16 protein-coding genes and 1 riboswitch are annotated in these 15,541 nt (G+C 45.6%); of the genes, 15 read left to right on the top strand and 1 reads right to left on the bottom strand.

What is annotated here, in order from left to right:
• The first annotated feature begins 105 nt into the window (after positions 1–105).
• The 3 genes from GFC30_RS10415 (at position 106) to yidC (ending at position 1,745) form a co-directional block, all read left to right on the top strand.
• Entirely contained in the window at positions 106–612 is a 507-nt protein-coding gene (locus GFC30_RS10415; RefSeq protein ID WP_066325174.1) for a metal-dependent hydrolase, read from the top strand.
• Between the two features lie 74 nt (positions 613–686).
• A complete protein-coding gene (locus tag GFC30_RS10410) occupies positions 687–941 on the top strand; it encodes a hypothetical protein (protein ID WP_066325171.1) in 255 nt (84 codons plus the stop codon).
• Between the two features lie 42 nt (positions 942–983).
• The gene (yidC, locus tag GFC30_RS10405; RefSeq protein ID WP_066325168.1) at positions 984–1,745 is read left to right on the top strand and encodes a membrane protein insertase YidC; all 762 of its coding nucleotides are present in this window, start codon (positions 984–986) and stop codon (positions 1,743–1,745) included.
• Between the two features lie 26 nt (positions 1,746–1,771).
• On the opposite strand, the gene pepF is transcribed toward yidC, so the two are convergent.
• Complete coding sequence (gene pepF, locus GFC30_RS10400) at positions 1,772–3,616, bottom strand: oligoendopeptidase F (protein WP_066325165.1); 1,845 nt, start codon at positions 3,614–3,616, stop codon at positions 1,772–1,774.
• A 70-nt stretch (positions 3,617–3,686) separates the two neighbouring features.
• Here pepF and GFC30_RS10395 point away from each other — a divergent pair, with 70 nt between their 5' ends.
• From GFC30_RS10395 to cobM, 12 genes are all read left to right on the top strand, one after another.
• Complete coding sequence (locus tag GFC30_RS10395; protein WP_066325158.1) at positions 3,687–5,837, top strand: DNA topoisomerase III; 2,151 nt, start codon at positions 3,687–3,689, stop codon at positions 5,835–5,837.
• Positions 5,838–6,039: 202 nt separating this feature from the next.
• Positions 6,040–6,519, top strand: a complete 480-nt coding sequence (gene rraA, locus GFC30_RS10390; RefSeq protein WP_066325155.1) for a ribonuclease E activity regulator RraA — start codon at positions 6,040–6,042, stop codon at positions 6,517–6,519.
• Positions 6,520–6,582: 63 nt separating this feature from the next.
• Positions 6,583–6,769: riboswitch (cobalamin riboswitch) on the top strand.
• Positions 6,770–6,888: 119 nt separating this feature from the next.
• Positions 6,889–7,257 (top strand): (2Fe-2S) ferredoxin domain-containing protein, encoded by a 369-nt coding sequence (locus GFC30_RS10385; protein WP_066325153.1) that lies wholly within the window; start codon positions 6,889–6,891, stop codon positions 7,255–7,257.
• Between the two features lie 2 nt (positions 7,258–7,259).
• Complete coding sequence (locus GFC30_RS10380) at positions 7,260–7,964, top strand: HoxN/HupN/NixA family nickel/cobalt transporter (protein WP_066325149.1); 705 nt, start codon at positions 7,260–7,262, stop codon at positions 7,962–7,964.
• 1 nt (position 7,965) lies between these two features.
• Entirely contained in the window at positions 7,966–9,507 is a 1,542-nt protein-coding gene (cobJ, locus tag GFC30_RS10375; RefSeq protein WP_066325147.1) for a precorrin-3B C(17)-methyltransferase, read from the top strand.
• A gap of 11 nt (positions 9,508–9,518) precedes the next feature.
• Complete coding sequence (locus GFC30_RS10370; RefSeq protein ID WP_066325144.1) at positions 9,519–10,349, top strand: sirohydrochlorin chelatase; 831 nt, start codon at positions 9,519–9,521, stop codon at positions 10,347–10,349.
• 12 nt (positions 10,350–10,361) lie between these two features.
• Entirely contained in the window at positions 10,362–11,138 is a 777-nt protein-coding gene (gene cobK, locus GFC30_RS10365; protein WP_066325142.1) for a precorrin-6A reductase, read from the top strand.
• A 2-nt stretch (positions 11,139–11,140) separates the two neighbouring features.
• On the top strand, positions 11,141–11,788 hold the full coding sequence (locus GFC30_RS10360; RefSeq protein ID WP_066325139.1) for a precorrin-8X methylmutase: 648 nt from the start codon (positions 11,141–11,143) through the stop codon (positions 11,786–11,788).
• A complete protein-coding gene (locus GFC30_RS10355) occupies positions 11,789–12,886 on the top strand; it encodes a cobalt-precorrin-5B (C(1))-methyltransferase (protein ID WP_148660381.1) in 1,098 nt (365 codons plus the stop codon).
• Entirely contained in the window at positions 12,873–14,081 is a 1,209-nt protein-coding gene (locus GFC30_RS10350; RefSeq protein WP_066327321.1) for a bifunctional cobalt-precorrin-7 (C(5))-methyltransferase/cobalt-precorrin-6B (C(15))-methyltransferase, read from the top strand. The genes GFC30_RS10355 and GFC30_RS10350 overlap by 14 nt, the downstream gene beginning before the upstream one ends.
• Positions 14,078–14,779 carry a precorrin-2 C(20)-methyltransferase gene (gene cobI, locus GFC30_RS10345; protein ID WP_066325134.1) on the top strand — a complete coding sequence of 234 codons (702 nt, stop codon included), beginning with the start codon at positions 14,078–14,080 and terminating at the stop codon, positions 14,777–14,779. The genes GFC30_RS10350 and cobI overlap by 4 nt, the downstream gene beginning before the upstream one ends.
• Positions 14,776–15,540: a precorrin-4 C(11)-methyltransferase gene (gene cobM, locus GFC30_RS10340; protein WP_066325132.1), complete on the top strand. Its 765-nt coding sequence runs from the start codon at positions 14,776–14,778 to the stop codon at positions 15,538–15,540. The genes cobI and cobM overlap by 4 nt, the downstream gene beginning before the upstream one ends.
• The last annotated feature ends 1 nt before the right edge of the window (position 15,541 follow it).

Raw genomic sequence — 15,541 nt, 5'->3', positions numbered from 1 at the left:
GTCACAAAACTGTCAAAAGATGATGAAAAATGTTGAAAATAAAAAAAAACGAACAAACATTCTTTTTGTGATATAATAAACGAAACGATGTTGTAGGTGATGAAAATGCGCTATCATTCCCATGTTATAGTTTCGCTCTGTATCGGAGCAGCCGCTGCTGCGTATACAGCTTTACCATTTACAGCTAGCTACACGGCAGGAGTCGTGATCGGGAGTTTACTCCCAGATATTGATGAGCCGAAATCATACGTTGGTCGTCGTTCGTTCGGGATGGCAAATAAAGTGAAAGAGGCGTTTGGTCACCGAGGGATGACGCATTCCCTCGTTGTGTGGGGCGTTATTGCGGCCATTGTGCTTTTTGAGTCTTCTTCTTCGTTTTCGTTCGGTTTTGTGTTAGGGTATTTGTTTCATATCCTCGAAGATTTTTTATCTGTGCAAGGCGTGCCGCTACTTTGGCCGTTGCAAACAAAAAGATATAAACTTCCGCTCTATCGGACGGGGAACTTTGTCGAAAAGCTGTTGTTTTACAGCTCGTTTGCACTACTTGTTTATATTGGAAACGAGCATCAGCTGTTTTACGAATGGATGAAGTCGCTTTCTTTCGATCGATAATATTTGCTTTTCTTTCGTGCATGAATTTGTTATGTTTATGTATGTAAGATTGTTGGACGAAAAGAGGTGGCTGAGTGGAAACACCCGTGGATTTATTGCCATATGTGTTAGTGATAGGTGCGTTTTTTATGGCGATGAAATGCTATATGAATCGCCATCGAACATATAAATCATTTTTACATCATGTGATGTTATATGAAACGGAGCAATATGGTGAACACCGAGGAAATCAGGGAGTTCCGTTTTCGTTTCGCTTGTTATTTGTTACGAACCAACGGAAAATTCCAGCGTGGGAACGTCCCCATGTTTCCGATGAGGAAGGAAGGTAGCTCCTTGTTGCGCAATAAATGAAACAAACAAGGAGGAGCAAAATGAAGAAAAAATGGATGTTCGTTTTATTAACGATTGCTATACTGCTGAGTGGTTGCAACCGCACTGCACCAATTAATGAACATAGCCAAGGTGTGTGGGATCATTATTTTGTTTATCCGATGTCTAAGTTGCTTTTAATGCTCGGCAATGCGCTTGGCGGAAATTATGGACTAGCGATTATTGCGTTGACGCTTGTCGTTCGCTTTGCGTTATTGCCGTTAATGTTAAAGCAGTTTAAAGCGTCGCTAGCGATGCAAAAACTTCGTCCGGAAATGCAAAAGCTGCAAGAAAAATACAAAGGAAAAGATATGGAAACACAACAAAAGCTGCAACAAGAAATGATGCAACTATATCAAAAACATGGGGTAAATCCGATGAGCGGTTGCTTGCCAGCGCTTATTCAACTGCCGATTTTTATGGCGCTTTATTACGCCATTCGGCGTACAGAAGAAATTACGACGCATTCGTTTTTATGGGTAGAACTTGGCCATCGTGATCCGTATTTTATTTTACCGATTTTAGCGGCAGTGACGACGTTTATTTCGATGAAGCTGTCACCGTCGATGACGGAGCAACAAATGCCGCAAATGGCGATGATGATTTATATTATGCCGCTCATGATTTTTATGGGGGCAAGTTCTGTTCCGTCCGCATTGTCGCTTTATTGGGTTGTTGGGGGATGTTTTTCGATTATCCAATCATTGATTTTTCGCATGCATTTTAAAGCAGCAAAAGCCGCAGAAAACGGACAAGTATCATAAAAATAAGCCGCTTCCAAAGGGAGCGGCTATATTTTTCCTTGTTTCTGCAAAAGTTGTTCCATTTCCGTAACGAGCGAGTCAAAATAAGCAAGCAAGTTGTTGAGCGGCTCTGGTGACATCATATCGACCCCAGCTTTTTGCAATAGCGGAATCGGGTCGTCCGATGTGCCAGCACTTAAAAACTGCAAATAGCGCTCTGTTGCTTTGCCAGTTTTGTCTTCTTTTATTTGTTTCATCAGTTCAAACGAAGCAGCTAGCGAGGTGGCGTATTTATAGACATAAAACGCATCGTAAAAGTGAGGGATGCGCAACCAGCCGAGTGCAGCTTCGGAATCAGCGGCATACGCAGGTCCGTAATATTTTTTTAGCAACCGAAGCCACATGTCGTTCAATTCTTCTGCTGTCAAACTTTCTCCTTTCCCTACTTTTTCATGAATGGCTTGTTCAAATTCGGAATACATCACTTGTGTATAGAGTGCCCCACGAATCTGGTCAATTTGTTGGTTCAGGAGGTACAGTTTTTCTTCATCCGTTTTTGCTTGCTTTAATAAATAATCCATCATCAGCCATTCGTTGGCGGTCGAGGCAACTTCGGCAGTAAAAATGGATTGGCCGGAATAATGGTATGGTTGTGTTCTGTTCGTCAAGACGGAGTTCATCGCATGACCGATTTCATGGGCGATGGTGAGCACCTCATCTAGCGATTGATCGTAGTTTAATAAAATGAACGGATGTGTATCGTACGCACCGATATTATATCCGCCAGTATATTTTTTTGGGCGAGGATACACATCGAGCCAACGGTGATGGAAAGCGTATTCCACTTGTTTCACATAATCGTTTCCGAGAGGCTTTAGTCCTTCAAGAATAAGGGCTTCTGCCTTTTCAATCGGAAATGTTTTCGTTACAGTTGTTGTGGTAAGCGGGACGTATAAGTCGTAACTATGCACTTCTTTGAGTCGCAGCGCCTTTTTTCTTAGCTCAATATAACGATGCAGCGACGGCAATCGTTCGTTGACAGTTGAAAGCAAATTGTCAAACACTTGTTTTGGTACGTCGTCATTAGCGAGTGCCGCTTCAAGACTAGAACGATATCGCCGTGCTTGTGCGTATAGTTCATCTGCTTTCACAGAAGCATATAAAGTTGCTGCTGCGGTATGCTGGATTTTTTCAAAGCTTGTGAAAAACGTTTGAAACGCTTGCTTGCGGTATGTACGGTCTAGGTGCTCTAACGCCTTTAAAAAATTCCCGCTTGTCAACGATACCGTTTTTCCGTTGATTCTCATCACTGGAGGGGTGTAATCGCCGCGCGCCGCATAGTTATAAATGTTTTCTGCTTCATCGGCGAGCGGGGAAAGTTTGGCGAGCAGCTGTTCCTCTTTTTTGGATAACGTATGCGCTTTTCGTTCGAGCAGTTCCGAAAAATAGCGGGCATATGTTTTTAGCGGCTTACTTTTTTTCCATTTTTCTAACGTTTCTTTTGGAAGCGATAAAAGCTCTGGTTCGATAAAGGCGACGGTAGTGGCATAATGAGCAGCAAGCGTTTCGACTTTTGCTTTGAAGCGTGCCGCCTTTTCGTCTTCAATGTTTAAATCTTGTTGCAGTTGGGCGTATAGGGATAGTTTCTCTAGCTTTCGTGCGACTTGTTCGTGGGTGGAAAATAGTTCAGCGACCGTGCTTTCCTTCTTCAGTTTTCCTTGGTACGATGATAGTATTGGAAGCATGTCGGAAACAAAAGTATAATCTTTTGTAAACTCGCGTTCGGAACGATAAATGTCGGCAAGATTCCAAGTATACGGTGTCCGTTCCATAGCTTTTGTTTCAGAGGCAAAGAGGAAGACTAGCGCTAAAATGAGCCATAGTTGTTTCATCAAGAAGCTCCTTTCCTTATTTTATTGGTAGTATGTACGAAATGATGTAATTTATGAGAGGGGGAAAGCAGTGAAAGTAATTATTGCAGAAAAACCAGACCAAGGTGTGACGTTAGCGTCCATTTTTTCTACGAAAAAAAAGCAAGGGTATCTGGAAATTTTGCCAAATGAATTATTCCCAAAAGGGGCGTATATGACATGGGCGGTTGGCCATCTATTACAGCTTGCCCCACCTGAGCGGTACCGCCCCGAATGGAAACAATGGAAGCTGGAGACGCTCCCGATTATCCCCGACCGTTTTCAATACGAAGTCGAAAAAGCGAAAGCAAAGCAGTTTCATATCGTAAAAGAACTACTGCGCAAGCCAGAAGTAACGGAAATTATTCATGCAGGCGATGCTGGACGGGAAGGGGAATTAATTGTCCGAAACATTATTCAAATGAGCGGTGTGAAAAAGCCGATGAAGCGGCTATGGATTTCGTCATTGACGCCAAAAGCAATCGAAGCGGGCTTTCGCGCGCTTTTAGAAGAAAATGCCACGCGACCGTTATACGAAGAAGCGTATGCGCGCGCGTGCGCAGACTGGATTGTCGGCATGAATGCTTCCCGTGTGTATAGCATTTTATTAAAACAAAAAGGCATGAACGATGTTTTTTCCGCCGGACGGGTGCAAACGCCAACATTGGCGCTCATTGTGAAGCGGGAAAAGGAAATTGAACAATTTCGTCCAGAACCGTTTTGGGAAGTGTTGGCGACATTTGCTATCAACGGCAAACAATATGAAGGAAAATGGGTGAAAGACGGAGAATCGCGAGTGAACGACCAACAATTGGCAGAAAAAATTGCCTTGTTTTGCGCACAAAAACAAGCAGAGGTGCTTGACGTAAAAACAGAGCGGAAAGTATTTCAGCCGCCGCTACTGTTTAATTTATCGTCACTACAAGCAACGGCAAATAAATGGTACCAATTTTCGCCGCAAAAGACGTTAGATGTTTTACAGAAGTTATACCAAAAAGGAATCTTGTCCTACCCACGCTCGGATTCGAACTATGTCACAAAAGGGGAGGCAGAAACGTTCCCAGACATTTTGCAAAAACTAAGCCAGTTGCCAGCCTACAAGCCATTTTTTCCGCTGCCAACGACAACGATTTTACATAATAAACGTTATGTAAACGAAAAGAAAGTAACCGACCATTACGCAATTATTCCGACGGAACAAGTAGTTGATCCCGACAAATTATCTGCCGATGAGCGCAACCTCTATGATTTAGTGGTCAAGCGGCTATTAGCAGCACATTACGACGATGCTATTTTTGACTACACAACGGTGACGACGCTCGTTGATGGGCGCGCAACGTTTTTATCCAAAGGAAAACAGCAAATTCAAGAAGGATGGCGCAAAATAATTGTACTGCACGAGGAAGACGACTTCTTGCTTCCATCGCTTACAGAAGGAGAGCGCGGAAAGGTCGTCGATGTTCGTGTCAAAGAGAGCAAAACGCAGCCGCCAAAGCGGTATACGGAAGGACAACTTATCACGCTAATGAAAACAGCTGGGAAATTTTTAGAAAACGAAGCGTTAGAAAAAGTGCTTGCGAAAACGGAAGGGCTTGGCACGGAAGCCACGCGGGCAGGCATTATTACGATGCTGAAAGAACGAAAATATATTGAAGTGAAGAAAAACCAAGTATACGCCACCGATAAAGCGAAAGTGTTGATCGAGGCGATTGGCGATAAAATTTTAGCGTCACCGGAAATGACAGCAAAATGGGAACAGCGGCTAAACGAGATTGGCGAAGGAAAGGCGTCCGCTTCTTCGTTTATGGAGCAAGTGAAAAAACTGGCGGCAAAAATCGTTGCCGATGCGCTCGAAACGTCAAAAACGTGGGAGTTTACAGGGATTGATACCGCCTCTATTCAGCGAACGACGTCAAAAACGACGCTCGGAAAATCAGTTGGCACGTGCAAATATTGCGGAGGAACGGTGCTTGACAAAGGCGAGTTTTACGGATGTGCCAACTATAAGAAAACGAAATGCTCATTTACCATTTCGAAAACCATTCTCGGTAAAAAAATTTCCCAAACAAACGTCAAAAAGCTGTTGCAGCATGGCAAAACAGATGTCATTAGAGGCTTTAAAAAAGGCGAAAAAACGTTTGATGCTGCTCTCGTCTGGGACGACAACCAAAAAAAGGTTACTTTCTCATTTTCGAAAAACTAACGCCTTTTTTTAGGTCTTTTTGTAAAGTTGTTTCGCGCGTATATATGGGGATAAGAAAGGGTGTTCTATTACTTTTGGACACCCTTATTAATATTTACTATAATTATATTATGTAAACTTAAAAAATCTGCATTTTAGCAGGAGTTTGCCGATTGGTGTCAAATAATAAATAAAGACAAGAAAATGGGGGAAGGGGATTTTGGTGAAAACAGCGGATTTATGCGATCAATATGTAGAAAAGTTGCAAGTTTGTCAGTTGCCGTTGCATTCGTATGGAGGAAAAAAAGAATTTTCCGGTCCGATTGCGACAGTCGATGTATTTGAAGATAACGTACTCGTTCGCGAGGCGCTGGAAACAGTTCCAAATGGAACGGTGTTAGTCGTTGACGGGAAAGGATCGCGGAATTGCGCGCTCCTTGGAGATCGCCTCGCGCAAATTGCATGCGCGCGCGGTCTTGCAGGGGTGATTATCAACGGCTGTATTCGTGACTCAGCAGAAATTTCTACCATGCCGCTTGGTGTCATGGCGATTGGGACGTGCCCAGTAAAGAGCAAAAAAGAAGGAAAAGGCTCGCGCGATGTGGTGCTTGAATTTGGTGGCGTGCTCTGGGAGCCAGGTGCCTATGTGTACGCCGACAGCGATGGCATCGTTATTTCTCAAACACAAATTTCTGAAAAATAAAAAATGGTTGACTATTTTTCGTTGTTTGGCTTACTATTGTGGGTGAGTAGCTACTCTACAACTGAAAATAACAGCAAGTAAGGTGCCTCTTTTAAGGAGGCTTAAAAGGGAAGTACGGTGAAAAGCCGTCACGGTACCCGCCACTGTGATGGGGAGTTTCATTGCAACGATGTCACTGAAGGACACTTCGGGAAGACGCAATGAAGCGATGATCCTAAGTCAGGAGACCTGCCTTATTTGCTCGGCCGGCTGCCTACGGGACTATAGGTAGACGTGCGGGGAAATCGTATACGGTCTTTTTGTATGCATTTTTTCTGCACCTCTACCTATAGAGGTGCTTTTTATTTTGCTAAAAAAAGGAGGAGCATGATGACAACATGGAACTTAACAGGCATAAAACACCACGTATTGATTTGCAATGGTGGAAGCTGCATGCGGAAAGGGGGAGAGGAAGTCACGAATGCCATTCGCGAAGAAATTGCACGGCTTGAACTACATAGCGACGTGCATACAACGCGGACACGCTGCAACGGTCGTTGTGAAGATGCGTGTGTGGTGATTGTGTATCCCGAAGGTATTTGGTATCAGGCAGTCACACCTGAACTTGGCAAACAACTCGTACACCACCATTTGTTGCGTAGCGAACCGATAACGGAAGCAATAACATACCGATACGAACAAACGAAAGGACTTGTGTTGACACGGACAGATGTTGCTAAAGGGATTGGGAGGAGATAGAAATGGAGTGGATGGCATATGCGGTATTAGCTATTTTTCTCGGAATGAGACATGGAATGGATAGCGACCATGTCGCGGCGATTGCCGATATGGTCGGAAGCGAAACACAGCGCAAAAAACAAGTGTCGTTAGGCATCATGTACGCCATTGGACACGGCCTTATCGTTTTTTTGATGGGAATGATTGCAATTTTTATCGGGTTCCATTTACCGGCGGCGGCTGCGCAAATGATTGAACGGGTCGTCGGCTTCACATTAATCGTTCTTGGCGGGATGATGCTGTTTTCCCTTTTTTATAAAAATGAAGCCAAAAGTCGCTTGCAAGTAATCTATGAACTCGTTCATTCGCTCGCTCGGCGATTTTCGAAAAAGAACGACTCTATTCGTTCGATGTCTTTGCTTCGTTTCGGCTGGATTAGCGCTTTTGTCATCGGCATTATTCACGGCATTGGCGTTGAAAGCCCGACGCAGCTTGCTATTTTAACACATGCGGCAGGAAAAGAAGAGAGCATTGCCGTGTTGCAGCTAAGCTTATTTGTCCTCGGATTGCTAGCGGCAACGATTGCGATGACGTTTTGCTTATCATGGGGATTTATGAAAGCGAGAATGCGAGAAACGTTATTTTTCCTTCTTGGCACATTGACAAGTGTCTACAGTTTATGGTTAGGGGCATCAATCATTATCGAAACGTGGAAAGGTGGCGTATAACATGCGCGGGAAACTGCTCGTCATCGGATTTGGCCCAGGCAGTGTTGACCATATGACAAAGCGAGCGCGGGAAGCGATTGAAGAAAGCGATGTAATCATCGGATATAAAACGTATGTGGAGCTTGTTGCTGATTTAATCGGTGACAAGCCGGTGATTAGCACAGGGATGACAGAAGAAGTAAGCCGGGCGCAAGAAGCAGTAAAATGGGCAGAACGAGGAAAAAAAGTAGCGGTCATTTCAAGCGGGGATGCGGGCGTATACGGAATGGCAGGTCTTATTTATGAAGTATTAATTGAAAAAGGATGGACGAAAGATAGCCGTATCGAAGTCGAAGTCATTCCTGGCATTTCCGCCATTCACTCATGTGGTGCACTATTAGGCGCACCGATTATGCACGATGCGTGCACGATTAGCTTAAGCGACCACTTAACACCGTGGACGCTCATCGAAAAACGCATCGAAGCAGCGGCGGCGGCAGATTTTGTCATCGCCCTGTACAATCCGAAAAGCGGCCGACGAACGCAGCAAATCGTCGAAGCGCAACAGATTTTGCTGCGCTACCGCCGCCCGAACACACCGGTTGGTCTAGTGAAAAGCGCCTATCGCGAACGGCAACAAATTGTTTTAACCGACCTAGAACATATGCTTGAGCACGACATCGGCATGTTAACTACTGTAATTATCGGCAACTCGTCAACATTTGTGCACGACGGCTTGATGATTACCCCGCGCGGCTATCAACGAAAATATACGTTAACTGCCCTTGAACAACCGCTCAAACCGCATGAACGGTTGCGCAAAGAAGCAGAGCCGTGGGCGCTTGACCAAACAAAACCGAACGTCCGTGCAATAGCAGAAGAAGCAGTCCAAAAATTCGCTCGCCAACAAAAACAACCTACTTCCATTTTTGAAGTAGCCGTCAGTCCAGGAGTAGCGAACAAAACGTTTTCGTCGCAACAACTGCTCGTATTAGCCGAACTTGTCGGCGACAAAGGAACGATAACGTATACACCAGAGCATTATATAAAACTAGAAATACAAACGGACGACCCTGCGTATATCGTCGATAGATTAAAAGAGGCACAGTTTTTGCTTGCGCCAGTTGGTGATGTTCTAACCATTAAAGCGTGCGACTTTTGCGATGGCGAGAAAAAAGAGGCGATTCCATACGCAGAAAAGCTGCACGCACAATTTGGCGGCATGGCGCTTCCGAAAGAATTAAAAATCGGATTTAACGGCTGTGGCATGGCATGTTATGGAGCAGTGCGTGAAGATATTGGCATCGTTTACCGAAAAGGAGCATTTGACTTATTTTTAGGCGGGAAAACGATTGGACGGAACGCTCATCCAGGTCAACTTGTCGCAGAAGGCATTCCGCCGCATGAAATCGTAGCAACCGTGGCTTGTATTATTCAACAATATAAAGAACATGGTCACCCGAACGAGCGATTTCATAAATTTTTTGAACGAAACAAGCAAGTAGGCGGATTTATGTACCAAAAACAACCGGTGCCATTAGAAGTGCCTGTTTGCGGAGAATAGGGGGAGAGTGTGTGGAAGCCATTTTATTTGTCGGGCACGGAAGCCGTGACCAAGAAGGGAACGATCAAGTCGTTCAGTTTGTCGAACAACTTCGTTTGGATATCGATGCGCAATTTCATATCGAAACATGTTTTTTAGAGTTTGGCTTGCCGACAATCGCCGAAGGGATGACAAACTGCGTCAAGGCAGGTGCTAAGAAAATCGTGGTCATTCCACTTATTTTGCTTTCGGCAGGTCATTCGAAGCTACATATTCCTCAAGCGATCGATGAAGCAAAAGAGCGGTATCCGCACGTAAACATCATCTATGGACGCCCCATTGGCATTCATGAGCAAACGTTTACGATTTTACAAGAAAGATTGCAAGAAATTGGCGAACAAGTGGAAGCACCTGGCCCGCACACAGCCATTCTTTTGCTCGGGCGCGGAGGAAGCGACCCGGATGCGAATAGCGATTTATACAAAATCGCTCGCCTATTTTGGGAACAAACGAACTATTCGCTTGTGGAGCCGGCATTTATGGGAGTAACCAATCCATTGCTCGCGGAAGGGGTTGAACGTTGTATAAAGCTTGGCGCTAAAAAAATTGTAATTCTACCATACTTTTTATTTACGGGTGTGCTTATCAAACGGCTAGAACGAAACGTGTCAGAGCTTCGCCTCCGCTATCCGGACATACAATTTTCATTAGCGGAATATTTCGGTTTTCATCCAAAGCTAAAGACGATTGTATTGGATCGGGTAGAGGAGGCGCTCAGTCAAACGGTGTCCATGAACTGTGATCTTTGCCAATACCGGCTTCATATGGCGGAGCACCACCATCATCATCACCATCATCATTAAAGGGGGGATTGGATGATTATCGTTTTAGCAGGAACGAGCGATGCGAGGCAGCTGGCGCTCGCGATTCAAACCGAAGGGTATCCTGTCATGGCGACTGTCGTAACGGAACATGCAGCAGAACAATTGCGACAAGCTGGTTTATCTGTCCATGTGGGGAGGTTAACCGCAGAACAACTAGCTGAGCTTTTGCAAGCGAAAAAAGCAAAAGCAGTCGTCGATGCGAGCCATCCGTTTGCCGAAGAAGCGTCGAAAAACGCTATGCAGGCAGCTTCTGCTGCCAACGTGCCATACATTCGCTATGAGCGAAAAGCGGCATCGGTTATTTCCGAACAAGTGACGTTTGTCGATAATTATGAAGAAGCTGCCGAATATGCGGCACAAAAAAAAGGAGTGGTGATGCTCACCACCGGAAGCAAGACGTTGCACATTTTCGCCAACCGTTTGCTCGGGTTGCCAAATGTGCGCGTCATTGCCCGGATGCTTCCACGGAAAGATAACATGGAAAAATGCGAACAGCTACATTTTCCACAAGAAAACATTGTCGCGATGCAAGGACCGTTTACAAAAGAGCTCGATCTCGCACTATTCAAACATTTTGGCGTGACGTTAGTTATTACAAAAGAAAGCGGACAAATTGGTTCTGTCTATGAAAAAATTGCCGCGGCAAAAGAATTGGGCATCGAAACGGTCGTGATTCGCCGCCCAGCGATTGACTATGGCACCGTATACTCGGAATTTCCCGACATCATTTCCGCAATACGTCAACTTGTACCAAGAGAGGAGTTGTAATTATGGATTTTCGTACCGAGTTTCGTCCACTCACCGTCCAACCGCAACAAATCGAAGCAAAAAGCTTCCAAATCATTGATGAAGAAATTGGCGAGCATGCTTTTACGCATGACCAATATCCAATCGTTCAACGAGTCATTCATGCTTCAGCTGATTTTGCATTAGGAAAAAGCTTACTGTTTCATCCAAACGCCGTCGAAGCAGGGATTCAAGCGATCCGTTCAGGCAAAAAAGTCGTTGCCGACGTACAAATGGTACAAGTCGGCGTGAACAAAGCGCGAATTGAAAAGTTCGGCGGAAGCGTTCACGTCTACATTTCCGACCCAGACGTTATCGAAGAAGCGAAACGATTAAACACTACCCGCGCGATTGTTGCGATGCGAAAAGCGGTGAGAGAAGCGGAGGGAGGGATTTTTGCCATCGGCAACGCTCCGACGGCGTTATTAGAACTCATTCGCTTAATCAAAGAAGGAGAGGCGCGCCCTGGACTAGTCATCGGGCTACCGGTTGGTTTTGTATCGGCTGCAGAGTCAAAAGAAGAGCTGGCGAAACTAGACGTTCCGTTCATTACGAACATCGGTCGCAAAGGTGGAAGCACCGTGACGGTTGCGGCACTTAATGCGCTTTCGATTTTAGCAGAGCGAGGGTAAATAATGGGGGAAAAACAGTTGCGGGAAGGCTATACGACAGGTGCTTGCGCCACGGCGGCAACGAAAGCGGCGCTAACAGCCCTCATCACCGGAATCCCGCCAACGGAAGCAACGATTTATTTGCCAGTCGGACGATGGGTGACCTTCTCCATCGAACGATGCGATCTTCAAGCTACTTCTGCAACGGCCGTTGTCATAAAAGACGGTGGGGATGACCCGGACGCAACTCATGGTGCGTCGATCGTTGCGACAGTATCATGGACGACTGGAACGAGCATTGAGCTAGATGGTGGAGAAGGGGTTGGACGGGTGACCAAACCAGGCCTCCCTGTTCCGGTTGGAGAAGCAGCCATCAATCCCGTGCCGCGCAAAATGATTACAGAAACTGCTCGCCAAGTGCTAGAACAATACGAAATAACAAGCGGGGTGCGTATCGTCATTTCCGTGCCGAATGGAGTGGAAATTGCGAAAAAAACATTAAACGCTCGGCTTGGAATTATTGGCGGCATTTCGATTTTAGGGACGCGCGGCATTGTCGTTCCATTTTCGACTTCTGCCTATCGAGCAAGTATTGTTCGCGCTATTGAAGTAGCGAAAGCAACTGGTTGTGACCATGTTGTCATCACAACGGGAGGGCGAAGTGAAAAATATGCGATGAAGCAGTACGCTCACTTGCCAGAAGAGGCGTTTATTGAAATGGGCGATTTCGTCGGCTTTACGCTCAAACAATGCAAAAAGCATCAGATGAAAACGGTGTCGATGGTTGGAATGATGGGGAAGTTTTCAAAAGTGGCGCAAGGGGTGATGATGGTGCACGCCAAAAGTGCACCTGTCGACTTCCACTTTTTATCCGCAGTCGCTGAAGAAGCAGGGGCTCCGTCAGAACTCATACAAGCGATACGTGAAGCAAATACAGCTTCACAAGTCGGCGATTGGATGCAGGCAGCTGGCCATTTGCGCTTTTTTGACAAGCTGTGCGATTACTGCTGTCAGTCGGCATTAAAAGAAGTTGGCGGCGGGCTGACGATCGAAACAACGCTATATACGTTAGATGGTCAATGGTTAGGAAAGGCGGTGCGGCATGATGCAGCCGATTAAACTCATCGGAATCGGAGCAGATGGAAAACAAAGCTTGCCTCCGTTATACGAGCAGTGGATTTACGAAAGCGAATTATTAATTGGAGGAGAGCGTCATCTTTCATTTTTTCCAGATTATCAAGGAGAAACAATCGTCATTCAAAGTGGACTTGCTTCCCTTGTCGAGCGACTGCGCCAAGAAATGAAACGAACGGTCATTTTAGCTTCTGGCGACCCGTTGTTTTATGGCATTGGCAGCTATTTATCAAGCAAACTTCCAATCGAAGTGTATCCAGCCGTTAGCTCAGTGCAATGGGCATTTGCCAAAATGGGCGAAAAATGGCATGATGCAGCTTTTATTAGCGTCCACGGCCGCCCGCTCAAAGGATTGGCACAACGGATTGACGGATTGGAGAAAGTAGCGATTTTAACCGATGCGGCAAACTCGCCAGCCGTCATTGCTAATTATTTACTTTCGTACGGAATGACGGAATATCGCGCATTTGTCGGTGAGCATTTAGGTGCACCGGATGAGCGCTGTCGCTTTTTTTCGTTAGAAGAGATGGTGAATACCGAGTTTCTTCCTTTAAATATAGTTATTTTGCAAAAAACAAAAGAAGGTTCTACTTGGTCTTTAGGTATTGAAGACGATGAATTTTTTCAGCGCAAACCAGAAAAAGGGTTGATTACGAAAAAAGAAGTCCGGGTGTTGAGCATTAGCGCAATGAAGCTAGAGCGGACGAGCACCGTCTGGGATATTGGGACATGCACTGGCTCAGTCGCTATTGAAGCAGCGAAAATCGCGCGCGACGGGGCGGTGTTTGCGATTGAAAAAAATGAACATGATATTGCCATTTGCCGAAAAAATATGCAAAAATTCCGTACCGATTTTACACTCGTTCACGGGCGAGCACCAGATCATTTGCATGAATTTCCCGACCCCGACGCTATTTTTATCGGCGGAACGTCCGGTGAAATGGCGCCGCTTCTTGACGTTTGTTGCAAGCGGTTAAAGAAAAACGGACGAATGGTCATCAATGCCGTGACGCTCGATACGCTGCATGAAGCGCTCGAAGGGTTAAAGAACCGCGGGTTTCATACAGACGTAACGCTTGCCCAATTTGCAAGAAGCAAACCGATTTTGCAACTGACGCGCTTTGATGCGTTAAATCCGATTTTTATTATTTCTGCATATAGAAAGGACGACAGCAAATGATTGGAACGTTATATGGCATCGGTGTCGGTCCGGGCGACCCTGAATTGTTAACGATTAAGGCGTTTCGCTATTTAAAAGAAGCGGATGTCATCGCTTATCCGAAAAAGGGACGCGGCAGCAAAAGCTACGCCCAACAAATTGTCGAAGCGTACTTTTCACCAGAAGAAAAAGAAATGCTCGGGCTTATTTTTCCGATGACAAAAGATAAAGCGCTGTTACAAGAAAGATGGGACGAAACGGTAGACGCTGTATGGGCACATCTTTCACACGGAAAACATGTTGCGTTCGTTACAGAAGGAGATCCGCTTTTATATAGTACCTTCATTCATTTTATGCGAACGATGCAACAACGCTATCCCAACGTTCCGATAGAGATTGTACCAGGCATTTCGTCGATTAACGGTGCTGCTGCCCGTTTACAGTTGCCTCTTGCTGATGGGGATGAACATGTCGCCATCATCCCAGCGCGCGACGACTATGATGCGATGAAAAAAGCGATTGAAGCGCACGATTGCGTCATCTTTTTAAAAGTCGCGAAAGTGATGGATAAGATGGTGCAGTTACTGCGCGAATTAGATTTAGTGAACCGTGCAGCGGTTGTAACGAAAGCAACGTCCAATGAAGAAATCATTTGGGACATTGAGAAGCTTGACGGAACGGAGCTCGAATATTTAACGCTTATGGTGGTGAGAAAATGATTTACATTGTTGGTGCCGGTCCAGGCGACCCTGAATTAATTACGGTCAAAGGGATGTTGCTTTTACAACGGGCAGATGCGATTTTTTATACCGATTCGCTCGTCAACGATGCGCTTTTACAATACGCCAAACAAGAAGCGGAAATCTTTCAAACGGCAGGGATGCATTTAGAACAAATCGTAACGCAAATGGTCGAACGCGTCAAACAAGGAAAAACGGTAGTACGCCTTCATACTGGCGACCCATCCATTTATGGAGCGACGCTTGAACAAATCGCGTTATTAAAAAAAGAAGGCATTAAGGTGGAAATCGTCCCAGGTGTTAGCTCTGTATTTGCGGCGGCAGCGGCAGCGCAAGTGGAATTGACAGTTCCTGATTTAACGCAAACGGTCATTTTAACGCGCGCGGAAGGACGCACGCCAGTTCCAGAGAAGGAAAAATTAGCACAATTGGCGAAACATCATTGTACGATCGCGCTATTTTTAAGTGCGACGTTAACGAAAAAAGTGACAAACGCGTTGCTTGAAGCAGGCTGGAGCGAGGATACCCCTGTTGTCGTCGTCTACAAAGCGACATGGCCGGATGAAAAAATCATTCGTGCTACTGTCGGGACATTGGATGAAGCGATGCGGGAAAACGGCATTCGCCAACATGCGTTAATCCTCGCTGGATGGGCATTAGATTCGGCGATTACCGAACGGTCGTATCGCTCGAAATTGTATGATAAAACGTTTACGCACGGCTATCGACGAGGGGAGTGAG

Origin of the sequence: Anoxybacillus amylolyticus (assembly GCF_001634285.1) — a bacterium.
GTDB lineage: Bacteria > Bacillota > Bacilli > Bacillales > Anoxybacillaceae > Anoxybacteroides > Anoxybacteroides amylolyticum.
Note: the sequence above shows the minus strand (reverse complement) of the source record. Positions and strands in the feature narration are given on the sequence as shown.